We start from the raw sequence: 18,865 nt of genomic DNA on the forward strand, positions 1-18,865 counted from the left end.
AGTGAGTATATGGCAATACAGTTTTCCGGGTTAGCATCGGGGTTAGATACAGATGCTATTATTAAAGATTTAATGAATGCAGAAAGAATGAAGGTTGAAAAAATACAAAAACAAAAAACTAAACTAGAATGGAAAAAGGATATTTGGCAGGATATGAATTCGAAATTATATTCTTTTTTCACAAAGCATGTTTACGCATTAAAATCTAGTGGAACTTATATGAAGAAGAACGCCTATTCATCCAATGAAGTAGCAATATCAGCTAAAGCAACCATTAAAGCTACTAATGGGAATCATACCATTACGGTAAATCGGCTCGCAAAAGGTTCTTTTCTTACTGGAAATAAGATAGAATTAGATAAAAATGGTGCTGCTATTACATCTACATCGTTGGCAGAAGAGTTGATTGATTTTGGAGGCGTTACAAAGAAAACCATTAGTATTAGCTTGGATAATGGAACTACTTATACGGATATTGAAATCGAAAAAACAGATAGCATTGCAAGTGTTGTTAAAAAGATCAAAGAAAATGTAGAAGGTGTTAATGTTTCATTTGATGATAATTTTAATCGATTGATGATGTCCACTAAGAAGCAAGGAGATGGTAATCAGATTGTAGTTGCTGGAGATGACACATTACTTACAGGACTAGGTTTATTAGCTGGTAATCGAACTGGAACTATTGGAGAAGATGCAGAATTTGTTTATAATACCACAACTCTAACAAGTAGCAGTAACGAAGTGACAATTGATGGGTTAACACTAACGTTGAAAGCAGAAGGGGTAACGGCAAATATTAGTGTTAATCAAGATTCTGAAGCGATATATGACAATGTAAAGGAATTTGTTACAGAATATAATAAGTTGCTTACAGAAATTAATGAAAAAATTTATGCTGATAAAGCAACAGGATATGAGCCTCTAACTCAAGAAGAAAAAAAAGCTATGTCTGAAGATGAAGTTAAACTGTATGAAGAAAAAATTAAGAAGTCACTGTTGAGAAGAGATAGTATTTTATTTAGGTTAAGAGATTCCATGAGAAATATTCTAACTAACAGTAGTGGTATTGACACAACAGGGTTTACATATAGTCATTTATTAGACTTAGGGATTGTAACGGGTGATTATAAGGAAAAAGGTATTTTGCATATTAATGGTGATGAAGATGATGCATTATATGCACCCAAGAAAAATGCTCTTAAAGAAGCTATTGAAAATGATCCTGAAAAGGTCTCAGAACTACTAAATGCCTTGGGTGATAAACTATATTCCACTATGCAGGAGAAAATGAAATCAACTAAAGTAAGTAGCGCCCTTACCTTTTTCAGTGACAAACTGATGACAGAAGATATTGATGACTATAAAGATAAAATAAGTGAATTAGAAGAAAGATTAATACAAGTGGAACAGCGATATTACAGACAATTTACAGCCATGGAACAAGCCATACAAGCCATGAATAATCAAAGTGCTTCATTAGCGTCCATGCTGGGAGGAGGAGCTTAATGGTTAACAATGGATATAATCAGTATCAAAATAACGCTATCCTTACTGCATCACCACAAGAATTAACCCTAATGCTATACAACGGAGCTATTAAATTCTGTAATCAAGCAATTCAAGCCATTGATAATCAAGATATAGAAACTGCTCACGAATTGATTATTCGTGTAGAGGACATCATTGAAGAATTTATAATTACACTAGATGACAAATATCCTATTGCTGAAACATTTAAAAATATGTATGATTATATTCATCAGAGACTGATAGAAGCCAATATGAATAAAGATAAGACGATTTTAGAAGAGGTTCTAGGATACCTTAGGGAATTAAGAGATACTTGGAAGGAAGCTATGAAATTAGCTAAAAACCCAAATCCTAAGGTTACGAATGCTTAAGGATAAGGAGTGTTTATAATGGACATCGCAGCACTATCTACATCCCTTGCTCAGGGTAAAATTATGTCACAAGTAAGTGTTTCACTAGCTAAGATGGGGATGAACCTAGCCAAACAACAAGGACAAGCCCTCCAACAACTGGTAGAAACGTCCTCCATGGAACAATCCATTACACCTCATGTGGGAGGAAACATCGACATCAAGCTATGATACCAACAGCAACCATTTAGAAAAGAGGTATTGTCATGTCAGATATCCATACATATCTTAATATCTTAATGGATTCATTAGATAATAAGAAGGAATTACTTAAGAAAATCTATGAAGTAACCAAGGAACAAGCAGCCTATGTTAATGAAGAAACATTTGAACTGGATAAGTTCAGCAGCTATATGGATGAGAAACAAGCACACATTGATGCCATTGAACTTATTGATTCTGGATTTCAATCCACTTTTGATCGGATTGCGGAAGAGTTAGAACATCATGCAGAACCTTATAAAAATACCATTATATTATTGAAAGAAAAAATAACAGCTGTATCTGACATAGGTATCAACATACAAGTATTGGAAGAAAAAAATAAAGCAAAGATCGAAGAACATTTTTCTAGAAAGAAAAAGCGCATTAAATCTTTTAAGAAGAGCAAAGCAACAGCTTCCAATTATTATAAAAACATGAACAACACTTTCAAGGAGCAATCTTTCTTCCTTGATCAGAAGAAATAGAAGAAAACGTTGATAAATATGTGTCTACATGACACTAGCTATTAACTTTTTTTATCATAGACCCTGACATAGAACCTATAATGTGATACATGGAGTCGATTATAATGGAGTTTTCTTAATTTAATCATGATTCACTATTTAATACTATCAAGCTAGAACATATGACTATAATTTATATGTTCTAGCTTTTTTATATATGAAATATGTAGCCATATATCCCATTATATTAATATAGTATAATGAGTCTTGTGACCTATAACTAATAAAAAGAAGGTATACATGCTATTTAGTGATTCTATTTTACATGGTATTAGTAATTTTATTAAATTAAGTATAATATTATGCTTAATATATATTGTATTAGAAATTATATTTATTGTTGTGTTAATTTATGCATTGTATTATACTATAATATGAATTATACATAATTAATTCCATTATTAACGAGAACCTAATATCACACAAAATAAAATGACAGAATAATGAAAGGTTCTAATAAAATACTATATTATAAACGAAAGGAATGTACTTATGAAAAAACAGATAGTAAAAATAACAACATTAGTAATAATAATGACTATGGTCATAATCACAGGAAATTTCACTTGTGTATTGGCATCAGAGGCAGAAGGTATCGATATGTTTACTCATCAATATAGAACATTCATACAATATGCAGATGGAACAATAAAGGGTTCTGGGTTAGATCGGGAGGGTTCTCTTGGGGTAGGGTCAGATACTTTAACAGTATCTGATTATGACTATAAAAGCAGTTTAACCAATGTAATAGGAATCCCAACTAGCTCTAGGATAAAAAAAGTATTAAATACACAGAGATTGGCTTGTATTCTTACAGAAGAAGGTAATGTGTATATATCAGGAGATTCTTTATCGGCAGCTATGGGAACCCCAGTTAACTCTGTTGAAGCTGGGAAATTTCACAAGGTAGATTTTCCTGTTGTTGAAGATGTCTATCTTTCATTTGGAGGGAATGAGATTGTTGGTTTAACAAAAGATGGACAGGTATGGTATGTAGGTAGTGACCCAAACGGTATATCTGATAAATATCCAGCAACAGCTAATCGATTAATGGGTATTGATGCAGTGGTAGCTTTTGAAGCTAGAGGAGTTTTCTTCATAAAGGAGAATGGGGAATTATGGCAAGTACAGTCTCATGATACTGTACCTATTAAACTGAGTGGATTTAATACTGTAAAATCTATATGTACTCACACAGGAAGTAATTTTGTTCTTGAAGATAATGGAAACTTGATAGCTTGGGGTGATAATTACTCTAATATAATAAGTGATACTGATGGTGCAATTGATCTAGATAATAAGGTGATTTTTGATACAGATGTAAAAGAGTTTAAAGATACATACTACATAAAAAATTCTGGTGATATTTACTTCAAGTATAACAACAAATATAGGCTAATAGGGAATTTAAAAAATCAAGGTATTGATATAGTTAAAATAGCTTCAGGTAAATCTATAGCTATTATAGGTAACGATGGATACTTATATACCGCTGGTTATAATTATTATGGTAGCCTTGCCACGGGAGACAATGTTGATAAGACAGAATTAACAAAAATTACAACTGTACCTCATTTAATAGATGTGATAGTCGACCAAAATATATATGTTCTAGATAAAGATGGCAAGTTATATGGGGCAGGGAAAGAGCTATACACTTTATCAGGAAAAGAGCAAAGCTATTCATTAAAATACATAATGGATAACACCAATACATTGTCAACAAACAGTTTTTTTACCTATTTCTTTGTAGATAATGATAATAAACTATACATTTGTGGGTATAATAAAGGTCAGTTAGGAACAGGAACAAAAACTAATATAGAATTCATTAAGCAACATAGCGAATCTATTGGCAGCATAAACGGAACAGAAGTAAAGAATATTGAGGTTGTGCCGGAAATTAGTTACTCTAAAAATATTTTAATAGAAGATGAGACAAACAATGGTAATATTTTAGATGATATAATTATGACATTGACAAACGATTATTTTACAGGAAACAATAATGATGATTTTGTTTTAGATAATAAAGTAACAGTAAACAATGTTCCTTCGGGTATTGTTGCCAAAGTAAACAAAGATAGTGATTCCCAAGTTACTTTATCATTAGAAGGAAATGCAGATAATCACGATCTAGTAGATAGTTTAACGAATTTAGAAATTGTATTTAGTGATTTAGCTTTTGAAAAAGGTAATGCAAACAATGTAGTAGGAAGCACTAAATCAGATATTACAATTAACTTCCTTGATCCTTCACATATTACTTACACATCAAAGGAGTTGATAGAGAATAGTACCAATGATGGATCAATATCAACAATAATATCTGCTTCTTTACATACGAATAAATTTAACGAAAACATAGGAGAGGACTTAGTAGAGAAAGGCAAAGTAACCGTTCAAAATTGTCCTGATGGACTCACAGTAAAAGTGAAACTCAACTCAGACAATAATGCTACTATATCATTAGTTGGAAATGCTATAAATCATACATCTGAAAATAATATAAGTGATTTAAAGATAATATTTGAAGATAGTTTATTTCTAAATCAGAATGACTTAAATATTCAAGATAAATCTGTAGACTTGTCTATTAAATTCATAGATAGTCCTAATGTAAAGTTTTCTTCAAACGAATTTAATGAGGTAATAACTAACAATGGTATAATTGGTAACGCTATTGATATCGTACTACAAGGAGATACTTTTACAGGAATTAACGGTGATGATGTATTAAATAATATAGAAGTAATTGGCTCAATTCCAGATGGATTAACATTAAAAGCTACTAAAATTGATGATACAAAGATAACTTTAGCATTAGATGGGATTGCTAATGATCATAGTATTTCATCTAATACGAAAATCACTCTAAATATTAAAGACACTGCATTTTCAAATATAAGTGCTTCAGACATTATAGGTAGTAGCACAATAATTAATATTAACTTTATCGATACACTTAATAGAGAAAAAGTTGAATCATCTATATCAACAGCTGAAAATAGTGAATTAAGAGAGGACTATAATAATGCAATACAACTTTATGACTTATTAATTGATAATGATAAGAGTGATTTACAACTAAGGTTAAAGTATGTACAAGTGAACGTTAATTTAAAAGAAGCTGATCAACTACTATTAACAGCTGAAGAAACTAAAAATGAAGACGATATTACTTTAGCTCAGGTAAAAGTAGACTTCATAAAATTATTAAAAGACATGCTACCAGATGAATCTGTAAGATTATCTGAATAAAGTATTCCCATTTTACTTAACATTGAGATAAAGGGGGAAGAGTTCTTATATGTTTTCTAGAGTAAAGCTACAGTCCAACTATTATAAAAACATGAACAACACTTTCAAGGAGCAATCTTTCTTCGTTGATCAGAAGAAATAGAAGAAAACATTGATAAATATGCGTCTACATACATACGCTATTAACTTTTTCTATTAAAAACCTTGACACGAGAACCTACAATGTGATATATTATAAAAGCACATTTGTAGGGCTCTTTTTTTATGCCGTAAATGTGCTTTCTCTAAACTTATAGACAAGTGGAGGTGGAAGTTGTGCGTGTCAAAATAACTTTAGAATGTACCGAATGTAAGCAAAGAAATTACAACACAACAAAAGAGAAAAGATTACATCCAGAGAGGCAAGAAACAAGAAAATATTGCAAATTCTGTAGAAAGCATACTAATCATAAAGAAACAAAATAAGAAACGTTTTCTATAATTTGTGTAAAAGGAAGTGAAAGCAATGAGTGAAGCAAGGAAAAAAAGTTTTTTCAAAGGTTTAAAAGGTGAATTCAAAAAGATCGTTTGGCCTGATAGAAAAACACTAACAAAACAAACAGTTACAGTGATCGTTTTGTCATTAGTAATTGGGGCTTTAATTGCTGGAATAGACTTCTTGTTCAATGCAGGTGTAAGTTATATTTATTAGTACAAGTAAGTCTAGGCGAAATAAGTTAAAAAGGATGGTTCTATGGCAGAAGAAGCTAAATGGTTTGTTGTGCATACTTACTCAGGGTATGAAAACAAAGTAAAAGCCAATATTGAAAAGTTAGTTGATAACAGAAAGTTACATGATCAGATTGTTGAAGTCATCGTACCGCTTTACAAAGTTGTAGAAGAAAAGAACGGTACACGAAAAGAAGTCGAAAAAAAGACTTTTCCAGGATATGTCATCATAAAAATGATCATGAACGATGAGACTTGGTACGTGGTGAGAAATACACGTGGGGTGACTGGTTTTGTTGGACCAGGATCCAAACCTGTACCCTTATCTGAAGAAGAGATTAGGAATATGGGTATTGACCTAGAGGTTGTGAACATCCACGTTGAAGTTGGTGATGCTGTTACCGTTACAGATGGACCTTTTGAAGGCTCAACAGGTAATGTGAAAGAGATTCACGAACACAAGCACACCGTCATCGTTAACCTTTCAATATTTGGCAGAGAAACCCCTGTAGAATTAGACTTTTCAAAAATGGAAAAAATTTAACAGATGTAGGTTTAACGTGTGAATGACATATATTCGCGCGAGTGGGAGGGAAATCCCGTTAAATACCACAAAATTCAGGAGGTGCCCTTAAATGGCTAAGAAAGTAACAGGTCTAATTAAATTACAAATTCCAGCTGGTAAGGCTACGCCAGCACCACCAGTAGGTCCAGCACTTGGACAGCACGGTGTTAACATTATGCAATTCACTAAGGAATTTAATGCAAAGACAGCTGATCAAGCAGGCATGATTATTCCAGTTGTTATTACAGTATATCAAGATAGAAGCTTTAGCTTCATCACAAAAACACCACCTGCAGCAGTTTTACTTAAAAAAGCTTGTAAAATTGATTCAGGTTCAGGTGTACCAAACAAAACGAAAGTAGCAACTATTTCTCAAGATGAGCTCAAAAAGATTGCTGAATTAAAAATGCCAGACTTAAATGCTAGTTCTATTGAATCTGCCATGCGTATGATTGCAGGAACGGCTAGAAGTATGGGAATCGTTGTAGAATAATAGGCTGAGAAGCTTGTTTTTGAACTGTGGGAGGGTTGCTCCCGATATTACCACAAGGAGGTTAATGAAATGAAAAGAGGAAAAAGATATAAAGAGGCAGTGAAATTAGTCGATCGTACAACACTATATGATCCTAATGATGCCGCTGATATTGTAGTAAAAGCAGCTAGTGCAAAATTCGATGAGACTGTAGAATGTCATATTAAATTAGGTGTAGACAGTCGTCACGCTGACCAACAAGTTCGTGGAGCCGTAGTGCTTCCTCACGGAACAGGTAAAAAAGTTAGAGTATTGGTATTCGCTAAAGGCGATAAGTTAAAAGAAGCAGAAGAAGCTGGAGCAGATTTCGTAGGTGGGGACGAATTGATCCCTAAGATTCAGAACGACGGATGGTTAGACTTCGATGTTGTTGTAGCAACACCTGATATGATGGCTGTTGTAGGTAGACTTGGACGTGTTCTTGGACCTAAAGGTTTAATGCCTAACCCAAAAGCTGGAACAGTTACAATGGACGTAACAAAAGCAATTAAAGAAATAAAAGCAGGTAAGATTGAATATCGATTAGATAAAACCAATATTATTCATGTACCTGTTGGAAAAGTATCATTTGGACAAGAAAAGATTATGGACAACTTCCACACTTTAATGAACGCAATTATAAAGGCGAAGCCATCGGCTGCCAAAGGTCAATACTTAAGAAGTGTTGCCATTACATCAACTATGGGACCAGGTATTAAAATTAATCCTGATAAAATTTCCCTTCAACAATAGTTGACAAACCATTTTTCGGATGGTATAATACCTTCGGAAAATAAATAAAAGAATCATGACCGTAGACAGTAGGTACCATGGGTGTAAAGGGTAATCCACCTACCGAGGAATCACATGAAATCAATTAATATATACAATAGTTGTATGATTGAATAAATGTAAACTCTCTGTCTATGGGCAGAGAGTTTTTTATTGAGATAGGAAGTAAGCTTTCCTATCAATGGCTAATCATAAGCCAACTCGTTAACAAACTTTGTCAAATGGATGTTGTTAATGGTCTTATTGCAATATAGCTAAGTTATTATTCCCTCAAGTTTAAGTGGCTTAGTTCCTTAATAAGTAAAACATGGACATGGTTTGCGAAGAGTCGTGAATTCAAGGAGGTGTACAGGATGCCAAACGTGGAATTAAAACAAACAGTTGTCAACGCAATAAAAGAAAATCTTGAAGGTGCGTCGTCAGTTGTTCTTGTGGATTATCGTGGTTTGACAGTTGAAGAAGATACGAAGTTACGTAAAGAGCTAAGAGAAGCTGAAGTTGTATATAAAGTATTCAAAAATACAATGATGAACTTTGCTTTTGAAGGAACTGAGTTTGATGAGTTAAGACAACACTTAGCAGGGCCTAGTGCTATCGCCATAAGTTACCAAGATCCTACTGCAGGACCTCGCGTACTTAAAAAAGCGACTAAAGATTTCAAGGAATTAGAATTCAAGGCTGGTGTCGTTGAAGGCACATATTATGATGTGGATGGTATTAACAAGATTGCATCCATTCCATCAAGAGATGAATTAATTGCTAAGATGCTTGGAAGCTTCAAGTCTCCTATATCATCATTTGCTCGTACATTGAAAGCACTTGCTGACAAAGTGGAAGAGCAAGGTTTAGAGACAGCTGCAGGAATTGTAGTAGAAAAGTCAGAAGAAGCTGTAGAAGCAACAGAAGAATAAAATTATAAAAATTTCGGAGGTGTACGATTATGGCAAAATTAACAATAGCAGAGATTATGGAAGCTATTAAAGAATTATCCGTATTAGAATTAAATGAATTAGTAACAGCATGTGAAGAAGAGTTTGGCGTATCTGCAGCAGCAGGTGTGGTTATGGCAGCTCCAGGTGCAGCAGGTGGCGCAGCTGAAGAGAAAACTGAGTTTGATGTAGAGTTAACATCAGCAGGATCTCAAAAAATCAAAGTTATCAAAGCTGTTAGAGAAATCACTGGCTTAGGCTTAAAAGAAGCAAAAGCTTTAGTTGAAAGTGCTCCAGCAAATGTTAAAGAGGGCGTAGCTAAAGATGCAGCTGAAGAAATGAAGACTAAGTTAGAAGAAGTTGGTGCTTCTGCAACATTAAAATAGTTTTTTAATGTTTTGAGCCCCTAGCCTTTGCTAGGGGCTTTCGTTATGGGACTTATAGTACTATGATAGAGTTAATGGTCGGCAACGCTTAATAAGAATCATTGATGTAAGGGAAGAGGTTGCCACGACATATCTAAGGATTGTAAAGGCTAATGTAAAGGAATAAACTAAAAAACAGTCGTACATTTGTCTTTACAATCTTTTGATAACACGTGGTAATAAATACTAGAATAAAAGATAAAAAATAGTAAAAAAGTTGTTGACAGGCATATTTATTTGTGGTAATATTTGATAATGCATTATTGTGGAGTTGTATGCTCATTAGCCGTGTATACAATAAACTTAGGTTCAGAAAGTGGCTTAAATAAAGAAGTTAATCGCTATTTTAAACTGAGCCAAATAAGCAAAAGATCATTGAAATAGATGAAAGATGTTAGCACAAAAATCCTAGAATATATGGTAATTATTGTATAATAATCAAATATATGTCAAGGATATAAGATAATTAATGATACATATGATACTGGCAATCATTAGCTTTTTAGCAAGTATCACCGTATCTTTAGCGAAACACTAAAATGATTTTATCTCATCTATTGACCAAGATTTATATAAGTTAGACCGGTTAACTATTGAGGATAAATTCATATTTAAGCTGTTTCATAGATAATTTTAAAATTAGCCAAGGGGTGAAACGTACATGGAAAAAAACAGAATTCGACCTATGAAAATTGGGAGAGGCGTTCGAATGAGCTACTCCCGAAAAAAAGAAGTTTTAGATATGCCAAACTTGATCGAAATTCAAAAAAACTCCTATCAATGGTTTCTGAAAGAAGGGCTTAGGGAAGTATTTCGGGATATATCCCCTATTACAGATTATAGTGGAAACTTAGTACTCGAACTGATAGACTTCTCGCTTAATAAAGAATTAAAGTACACCATCGAAGAGTGTAAGGAACGAGATGCAACTTATGCGGCTCCATTAAAAGTCAAAGTTCGACTAATCAACAAAGAAAAAGACGAAATTAATGAGCATGAAATTTTCATGGGTGACTTACCTGTTATGACGGAAACAGGAACATTTATCATTAATGGTGCTGAGAGGGTTATCGTTAGTCAGTTGGTTCGTTCGCCAGGGATATACTATAACATTAACTTTGATAAAATTGGTAAGCAGTTATATTCTGCGACAGTCATCCCTAATAGGGGAGCTTGGCTTGAGTATGAAACAGATTCAAACGATATATTCTACGTACGTGTTGACCGAACAAGGAAAGTACCCATCACGGTACTTATTCGTACGCTAGGTATTGGTACAGATGCAGCTATTGTTGATCTTTTTGGTGAAGAGCCTAAGATTCTTGCCAGTATTGAAAAAGACGGCACCACTTCTTATGAAGAAGGTTTAATTGAGATATATAAACGTATTAGACCTGGTGAGCCACCAACAGTTGAAAGTGCTGAATCGCTTATCAATACCATGTTTTTTGACCCAAGACGTTATGACTTGGCAAAAGTTGGACGTTATAAATTTAATAAGAAATTAGCTTTTAGAAATAGAATAACAGGTTTTGCCTTAGCGGAATCTGTCATTGATGGTTCAACAGGTGAAGTACTAGCAGAAGCGGGTACAGTTGTTACCAAAGAATTAGCTAATGATATCCAAGATGCTGCCATACCTTCCGTATGGTTATTAGTAGAGGATAGAAGAGTAAAAATATTATCAAATCTAACCGTTGACATCACAAAATTCGTGGATATTGATCCAAAAGAATATGATATCTATGAACGTGTGTATTATAAAGCCTTACAAGAAATATTAGAAGAAAATGATGATATTGAAGATATAAAAGAAGCCATTAAAAAGAATACCCATAAATTAATTCCTAAGCATATCACAAAGGAAGATATTCTTGCGTCCATTAACTACAACATTGCTTTAGAATATGGCGTAGGCAATAAAGATGATATTGACCATTTGGGTAACAGAAGAATTCGTGCCGTTGGTGAACTGTTACAAAATCAGTTTAGAATTGGTTTATCACGATTAGAGCGTGTGGTTCGAGAAAGAATGACCATTCAAGATAGTGATGGTATATCGCCTCAAACCCTTATTAATATTCGTCCTGTTACAGCGGCCATAAAAGAGTTCTTTGGTAGTTCACAATTATCTCAGTTTATGGATCAGAATAATCCCCTTGCTGAACTTGCCAATAAAAGACGTTTATCAGCTCTTGGACCAGGTGGTTTATCCAGAGAAAGAGCTGGTTTTGAAGTTCGTGACGTCCATCACTCCCATTATGGTAGAATGTGTCCCATTGAGACGCCTGAGGGACCAAACATTGGTTTGATTAACTCGTTGGCTTGTTATGCAAGAATTAATGAATATGGTTTTATTGAAGCACCGTATCGTGTGATTGATAAAACATCTGGTGAACCCGTTGTGTCAGATGAGGTCATCTATGTAACAGCTGATGAAGAAGAGAACTATCATGTGGCTCAAGCCAATGAGCCTCTTGATGATGAAGGTCATTTTGTACACAAGTACGTTACAGGACGCTACAAAGAACATATCCTGGAGATGGAACGTAATACCATTGACTTAATGGACGTTTCACCGAAACAGTTATTCTCAGTAGCCACATCCATGATACCATTCTTAGAGAATGATGATGCCAACCGTGCACTTATGGGGTCTAACATGCAGCGACAAGCGGTACCACTGCTCATGACAGATTCTTCTATTGTCGGTACAGGTATGGAGCATAAAGCAGCCGTTGACTCAGGTGTTGTGGTTATTGCTAAACGAGCTGGTGTGATTGAAAGAGTAGCGGCCAAAACAATTGTTGTGAAAACAGATGATGGTCAGCGTGACGTTTATAAATTATTAAAGTTTGCAAAGAGTAACCAAGGTACTTGTGTCAATCAACGTCCTATTGTTAACAAAGGGCAAAGAGTAGATGCTGGCGAAGTCATCGCTGATGGACCTTCAACGGATCAAGGTGAAATTGCTCTTGGTAAGAACCCATTAATCGGCTTTATGACTTGGGAAGGTTATAACTTCGAGGATGCCATCTTACTGAGCGAAAACTTAGTGAAAGAAGATGTGTATACATCTGTTCATATAGAAGAATACGAAGCTGAAGCAAGAGATACGAAACTTGGACCAGAAGAAATCACCCGTGATGTGCCTGGTGTAGGTGAAGATGCTCTAAAAGATTTGGATGAGCGAGGTATTATCCGAATCGGTGCAGAAGTGCGTGCAAACGATATTTTAGTTGGTAAGGTAACACCAAAAGGTGAAACAGAACTGACAGCAGAAGAGAGACTTCTTCGAGCTATTTTCGGTGAAAAGGCTAGAGAAGTTAGGGATACATCTCTAAGAGTTCCCCATGGTGAATCTGGTATCATCGTTGATGTAAAAGTCTTCACAAGAGAAAATGGCGATGAACTACCACCAGGTGTTAACCAATCTGTTCGTGCATACATTGCCCAAAAGAGAAAGATTTCTGTAGGGGATAAAATGGCTGGTCGACATGGTAACAAAGGTGTTATCTCTAGAATTCTTCCAGTGGAGGATATGCCATTTATGCCTAATGGGAGACCACTTGATATCGTGCTTAACCCACTAGGGGTGCCATCCCGTATGAACATCGGACAGGTACTTGAAGTCCATCTAGGATTAGCTGCAAAAGCCCTTGGTTTTAAAGTGGCAACGCCTGTATTTGATGGTGCACATGAGGATGATATCATGGATACCTTAGAACTTGCTAATGATTACGTGAATCATGATTGGGAGACATTCTGTGACAAATGGGCAGATTCTCTTGAACCTCACGTATTACAATATTTAGATGAAAATAAAGCACACCGTGAAGAGTGGTTGGGTGTTCCCATATCCAGAGATGGTAAGATTTATCTGAAGGATGGGCGTACAGGTGAATATTTTGATAACCCTGTTACCGTAGGATACATGCACTACTTGAAACTTCACCACTTGGTTGATGATAAGATTCATGCCCGTTCAACGGGACCTTATTCACTGGTAACACAGCAGCCATTAGGTGGTAAAGCCCAATTCGGTGGACAGCGATTTGGTGAGATGGAGGTATGGGCACTTGAGGCTTATGGTGCGGCCTATACACTACAAGAAATTTTAACTGTTAAGTCCGATGACGTGGTTGGACGTGTTAAAACATATGAAGCCATTATAAAAGGTGAAAATATTCCAGAACCAGGTATACCAGAATCCTTTAAAGTATTGTTAAAAGAGCTTCAGTCGTTAGCACTTGATGTTAAAATTCTCAAGAATGATGATACAGAAGTAAGACTCCGTGAAAGTATCGACGATGTAGACGATTTATCCATTAATCTAGAAGGTCGAGAAGGGGAATACACGCCTGGGGATACAGTTAACAGTGGAACAGGTAAAAAAGAGACTTCTGATCAAGAAGAATTATTTGACGAAATAGATGAAAATTACGACGAAATAGATGAAAGTAAGTTTATTATCTCCGATAAAGAAACATTATTTGATGAAGAGAATTAAGAAGGGAGTGTCGACGAATGCCAAACGAGAAACTAGAGCAATCAGTAAACTTTGATGCTATCAAAATTGGCTTAGCATCTCCTGAAAGAATTAGAGAGTGGTCAAAGGGAGAGGTCAAAAAACCAGAGACAATTAACTACCGTACACTCAAACCAGAACGAGATGGCTTGTTCTGTGAAAAGATTTTTGGACCTAGCAAAGACTGGGAATGTCATTGTGGTAAATACAAAAAAATACGTTATAAAGGTGTTGTTTGTGACCGCTGTGGTGTTGAAGTAACGAAATCAAAAGTACGTCGAGAGCGAATGGGACATATTGAACTTGCAGCTCCCGTATCACATATTTGGTACTTCAAAGGCATCCCAAGTCGTATGGGATTAATCCTAGATTTATCCCCTAGAACACTTGAAAAAGTATTATACTTTGCATCTTATATTGTGATTGACCCAGGTGAAACAGGATTACAATACAAGCAGATCTTAACAGAAAAAGAGTATCGTGATGCCTATGAAAAATATGGCAATAAGTTCAGAGCAGGTATGGGAGCTGAGTCCATCAAAGAGATTCTCTCTAATATCCAACTGGAAAAAGAATCTGTGGAATTAAAACGAGCATTAAAAGAATCTTCAGGACAAAAACGAGCACGTATCATCAAACGTCTTGAAGTCATTGATGCTTTCAATAAATCCGTTAATAAGCCTGAGTGGATGATTATGGAAGTTGTACCTGTTATTCCACCAGATCTTAGACCCATGGTTCAATTAGATGGTGGACGTTTCGCTACGTCTGACTTAAATGATTTATACCGTCGTGTGATTAATAGAAATAATCGACTTAAGCGGTTATTAGACCTAGGTGCTCCAGACATTATCGTTAGAAACGAGAAGAGAATGCTTCAAGAAGCTGTGGATGCTCTTATTGATAACGGTAGACGTGGCCGCCCTGTTACAGGTCCTGGTAATCGACCACTAAAATCTTTATCTGACATGTTAAAAGGTAAGCAAGGACGTTTCCGTCAGAACTTACTTGGAAAACGTGTTGACTACTCAGGTCGTTCTGTTATCGTTGTTGGACCTGAACTTAAGATTTTCCAATGTGGTCTTCCAAAAGAAATGGCCATTGAATTATTTAAGCCATTTGTGATGAAAAAATTAGTAAGTGATGGTTTAGCCCATAATATAAAATCAGCTAAGAAGATGGTGGAAAGACTTGAATCCGATGTTTGGGACGTTCTCGAAGAAGTGATTAAAGAGCATCCGGTTATGTTAAACCGTGCCCCTACGCTTCACCGTCTTGGTATCCAGGCATTTGAGCCAATACTCGTTGAAGGTAAAGCCATTAAGCTTCATCCATTGGTATGTACGGCTTATAATGCAGACTTTGATGGTGACCAGATGGCGGTTCACGTACCTCTTTCAGTAGAAGCCCAAGCAGAGTGTCGTTTCTTACTCTTATCGCCTAATAACTTGTTAAAACCATCTGATGGTGCTCCAGTATCTGTACCTTCTCAAGATATGGTTCTTGGTACGTATTACTTGACCCTGGAAAAAGATGGTGAAAAAGGTGAAGGTTCCTACTTCAAAGATGAAAATGAAGCCATACTTGCCTATGAGAATGGCGCCATTACACTACATGCTAAGATCAATGTGCGAAGAGAGATGATGATTGAAGGTGCATTACAATACCGTTTAGTTGAATCCTCCGTTGGCCGTATCATTTTCAATGAGGCTGTTCCACAAGACTTAGGCTTTGTAAAGCGTCGCACAACAGATGATCTATTCAAATATGAAGTGGATTTTCTTGTTGGTAAAAAGCAGTTAAAAGAAATACTATATAGATGTATTAATATTCACGGTTCAACAAGAACGTCTGAAGTTCTTGATGGTATTAAGAAGTTAGGGTTCAAGTTCTCCACAAGAGGTGCTTTAACTGTATCCATCTCTGATATGGAAGTGCCAGAAGTGAAGAAAGATATTCTTGCAAAAGCAGAAGGAACCGTAGAAAAAATAACAAAACAATTTAAGCGTGGATTTATGACTGATGATGAACGTCGTGCAAAAGTGATTGATACTTGGAAGAAAGCCGATGATGATATTACAGACGCCTTACTTGGCGGACTTGGTCAATACAATAATATCTTCATGATGGCCGACTCTGGAGCCCGTGGTTCAGATAAGCAGATTAAACAGTTAGCCGGTATGCGTGGCTTGATGGCCGATACATCTGGTAAAACAATTGAGTTACCGATTAAATCCAACTTCCGTGAAGGACTTGATGTTCTTGAGTACTTCAGTTCAGCCCATGGTGCCCGAAAAGGACTTGCGGATACAGCCTTGCGTACAGCCGATTCAGGGTATTTGACAAGAAGACTTGTTGACGTATCCCAAGACTTGATCATTCGTGAGCATGAGTGTTGTGAAGATGGCAAAACACCAGGTATGTGGATAAAAGCCTTCACAGATGGAAAAGAAATTATTGAAAGCTTAGAAGAAAGAATCACTGGCAGATGGTCTGTGGATCGAATTACACATCCTGAAACAGGTGAAGTTATCGTAGAAGAAGATACACTGATTACACCATTAAAAGCCAGAGATGTAGTTGAAGCTGGTATTGATAAAGTACACATTCGAACCGTATTGACTTGTCGCTCGGATATAGGTGTATGTGCCAAGTGTTATGGCTCAAATATGGCAACCGGTTTATCCGTTCAAGTTGGTGAATCTGTTGGGATCATTGCTGCTCAATCCATTGGTGAACCAGGAACACAGCTTACCATGCGGACTTTCCATACAGGTGGTATCGCTGGTGATGATATTACACAAGGTCTCCCTCGTGTTGAGGAATTATTTGAAGCACGTAAACCAAAAGGTTTAGCTATTATCGCTGAATTTGGTGGTGTGGTTAAGATTAATGATACACGTAAGAAGCGTGAAGTGGTGATAACCAGTGATGAAACAGGTGAAAGCAAAGCATATCTTATACCTTATGGTTCAAGAATCAAGGTATCAGATGGTGAGATCATTGGTGCTGGTGATGAATTAACAGAAGGTAGCGTTAACCCACACGATATCTTGAAGATTAAAGGCAGCCGTAGTGTTCAAGACTACATGCTTCAAGAAGTACAACGTGTATACCGTTTACAAGGTGTGGAAATAAACGATAAGCATATTGAAGTGATTGTTAGACAGATGCTTAAAAAGATAAGAATTGAAAACAGTGGTGACAGCGATTTCCTTCCAGGAAGTTTAGTGGATCGTTTAGAATTTGAAAACACCAATGAAAAATTAGCTGTTGAAGGCCTAGAACAAGCAGAGGGTACACAAGTTATGCTTGGTATCACCAAGGCTTCACTGGCAACCAACTCCTTCTTATCTGCTGCATCGTTCCAAGAAACGACAAAAGTACTGACTGAAGCAGCTATTAAAGGAAAATCTGACCCATTAATTGGATTAAAAGAAAATGTAATCATTGGTAAACTCATTCCTGCAGGAACAGGCATGCAGCGTTACCGTAAAGTGGATATTGAGAAGTATGTGGAAGATGAGCCAATGATTGATGATGTGTTATTTGAAGAGTAGATAAACATGTAAATACGTATAGAACGCACCCTGAATATTAAGTAACTTTTAATATTTGGTGGTGCGTTTTAATGTCTTTTCTTGGGATTTCTAACTTTTTTTACAAAAACCTTGACTTTCTAAGTAAATAGTGATAAAATGCATCAGTGTGCATTGTAATAATGTTGTTAGTGACCGAAAGGGATGATCTAAAGTGCACAGATTAAAGCAAGGTTCCAAAGTCATTGGAACAAAACAGACTCTTAGAGCTTTAGAAAGAGAACAAGCATCTGTACTCTATGTAGCAAAAGATGCTCAGAGTAAAGTAACAGTGCGTGCTCTTGATTTAGCAAAGAGTCAAAACCTTCCAATCGTTTATGTAGAAACCATGGAAGAATTAGGTTCAGTTTGTGACGTAGAAGTTAAAACGGCAACCGCAGCACTAATTAAATAAGATGTTTTTGGCGTCTTAAAAATTACAGGAGGTGAAATAGATGCCTACTATTAATCAGTTAGTAAGAAAAGGTAGATCAGTAAGTGCTAAGAAATCCACAGCACCTGCCCTACAAAAAGGTTACAACTCTTTACACAAAAAAGTGACGAATGTATCTTCACCACAAAAAAGAGGTGTTTGTACTGCAGTTAAAACAGCAACACCTAAGAAACCTAACTCAGCACTTCGTAAGATTGCCAGAGTGCGTTTAACAAACGGTATTGAGGTAACAGGTTATATTCCTGGTGAGGGACATAACTTACAAGAACATAGCGTTGTATTACTCAGAGGTGGAAGGGTAAAAGACTTACCTGGTACACGTTATCACATCGTTAGAGGTACGCTTGATACAGCTGGTGTAGCTGATCGTAGACAGTCCCGTTCTAAGTACGGAGCTAAGCGTCCTAAGAAGTAATTGTAATAATTTAAGGTTAGTAAATGCATCA

16 protein-coding genes and 1 other annotated feature are annotated in these 18,865 nt (G+C 35.9%); all 16 genes read left to right on the forward strand.

The window, feature by feature from the left end; all coding sequences use genetic code 11:
• Positions 1-9 precede the first annotated feature (9 nt).
• Positions 10-1,506 carry a flagellar filament capping protein FliD gene (fliD, locus tag HZI73_RS03770; protein ID WP_212696928.1) on the forward strand — a complete coding sequence of 499 codons (1,497 nt, stop codon included), beginning with the start codon at positions 10-12 and terminating at the stop codon, positions 1,504-1,506.
• Positions 1,506-1,901: a flagellar export chaperone FliS gene (fliS, locus tag HZI73_RS03775; RefSeq protein WP_212696929.1), complete on the forward strand. Its 396-nt coding sequence runs from the start codon at positions 1,506-1,508 to the stop codon at positions 1,899-1,901. Before fliD ends, fliS begins: the two co-directional genes overlap by 1 nt.
• Positions 1,902-1,919: 18 nt before the next feature.
• Positions 1,920-2,111 carry a YjfB family protein gene (locus HZI73_RS03780; protein ID WP_212696930.1) on the forward strand — a complete coding sequence of 64 codons (192 nt, stop codon included), beginning with the start codon at positions 1,920-1,922 and terminating at the stop codon, positions 2,109-2,111.
• A gap of 35 nt (positions 2,112-2,146) precedes the next feature.
• A complete protein-coding gene (gene flgN / locus HZI73_RS03785) occupies positions 2,147-2,629 on the forward strand; it encodes a flagellar export chaperone FlgN (RefSeq protein WP_212696931.1) in 483 nt (160 codons plus the stop codon).
• 531 nt (positions 2,630-3,160) lie between these two features.
• Complete coding sequence (locus tag HZI73_RS03790) at positions 3,161-5,929, forward strand: RCC1 domain-containing protein (RefSeq protein WP_212696932.1); 2,769 nt, start codon at positions 3,161-3,163, stop codon at positions 5,927-5,929.
• A 315-nt stretch (positions 5,930-6,244) separates the two neighbouring features.
• A complete protein-coding gene (rpmG, locus tag HZI73_RS03795; protein WP_212696933.1) occupies positions 6,245-6,394 on the forward strand; it encodes a 50S ribosomal protein L33 in 150 nt (49 codons plus the stop codon).
• 40 nt (positions 6,395-6,434) lie between these two features.
• Positions 6,435-6,620: a preprotein translocase subunit SecE gene (gene secE / locus HZI73_RS03800; RefSeq protein ID WP_212696934.1), complete on the forward strand. Its 186-nt coding sequence runs from the start codon at positions 6,435-6,437 to the stop codon at positions 6,618-6,620.
• 42 nt (positions 6,621-6,662) lie between these two features.
• The gene (nusG, locus tag HZI73_RS03805) at positions 6,663-7,181 is read left to right on the forward strand and encodes a transcription termination/antitermination protein NusG (RefSeq protein ID WP_212696935.1); all 519 of its coding nucleotides are present in this window, start codon (positions 6,663-6,665) and stop codon (positions 7,179-7,181) included.
• Between the two features lie 91 nt (positions 7,182-7,272).
• On the forward strand, positions 7,273-7,695 hold the full coding sequence (rplK, locus tag HZI73_RS03810; RefSeq protein WP_212696936.1) for a 50S ribosomal protein L11: 423 nt from the start codon (positions 7,273-7,275) through the stop codon (positions 7,693-7,695).
• 69 nt (positions 7,696-7,764) lie between these two features.
• Positions 7,765-8,466 carry a 50S ribosomal protein L1 gene (gene rplA, locus HZI73_RS03815; RefSeq protein WP_212696937.1) on the forward strand — a complete coding sequence of 234 codons (702 nt, stop codon included), beginning with the start codon at positions 7,765-7,767 and terminating at the stop codon, positions 8,464-8,466.
• Between the two features lie 41 nt (positions 8,467-8,507).
• Positions 8,508-8,667, forward strand: a sequence feature (ribosomal protein L10 leader region).
• A gap of 191 nt (positions 8,668-8,858) precedes the next feature.
• Positions 8,859-9,416, forward strand: coding sequence for a 50S ribosomal protein L10 (gene rplJ, locus HZI73_RS03820; RefSeq protein ID WP_212696938.1), 558 nt, complete (start codon positions 8,859-8,861; stop codon positions 9,414-9,416).
• A gap of 29 nt (positions 9,417-9,445) precedes the next feature.
• Positions 9,446-9,820, forward strand: coding sequence for a 50S ribosomal protein L7/L12 (rplL, locus tag HZI73_RS03825; protein ID WP_212696939.1), 375 nt, complete (start codon positions 9,446-9,448; stop codon positions 9,818-9,820).
• Between the two features lie 700 nt (positions 9,821-10,520).
• Positions 10,521-14,369, forward strand: a complete 3,849-nt coding sequence (gene rpoB, locus HZI73_RS03830; RefSeq protein WP_212696940.1) for a DNA-directed RNA polymerase subunit beta — start codon at positions 10,521-10,523, stop codon at positions 14,367-14,369.
• 17 nt (positions 14,370-14,386) lie between these two features.
• Positions 14,387-17,947 (forward strand): DNA-directed RNA polymerase subunit beta', encoded by a 3,561-nt coding sequence (gene rpoC / locus HZI73_RS03835; protein ID WP_212696941.1) that lies wholly within the window; start codon positions 14,387-14,389, stop codon positions 17,945-17,947.
• A gap of 193 nt (positions 17,948-18,140) precedes the next feature.
• Positions 18,141-18,380 (forward strand): ribosomal L7Ae/L30e/S12e/Gadd45 family protein, encoded by a 240-nt coding sequence (locus tag HZI73_RS03840; RefSeq protein WP_212696942.1) that lies wholly within the window; start codon positions 18,141-18,143, stop codon positions 18,378-18,380.
• Positions 18,381-18,420: 40 nt separating this feature from the next.
• A complete protein-coding gene (gene rpsL, locus HZI73_RS03845) occupies positions 18,421-18,834 on the forward strand; it encodes a 30S ribosomal protein S12 (RefSeq protein ID WP_212696943.1) in 414 nt (137 codons plus the stop codon).
• The last annotated feature ends 31 nt before the right edge of the window (positions 18,835-18,865 follow it).

This window comes from Vallitalea pronyensis (assembly GCF_018141445.1).
Taxonomy (GTDB): domain Bacteria; phylum Bacillota; class Clostridia; order Lachnospirales; family Vallitaleaceae; genus Vallitalea; species Vallitalea pronyensis.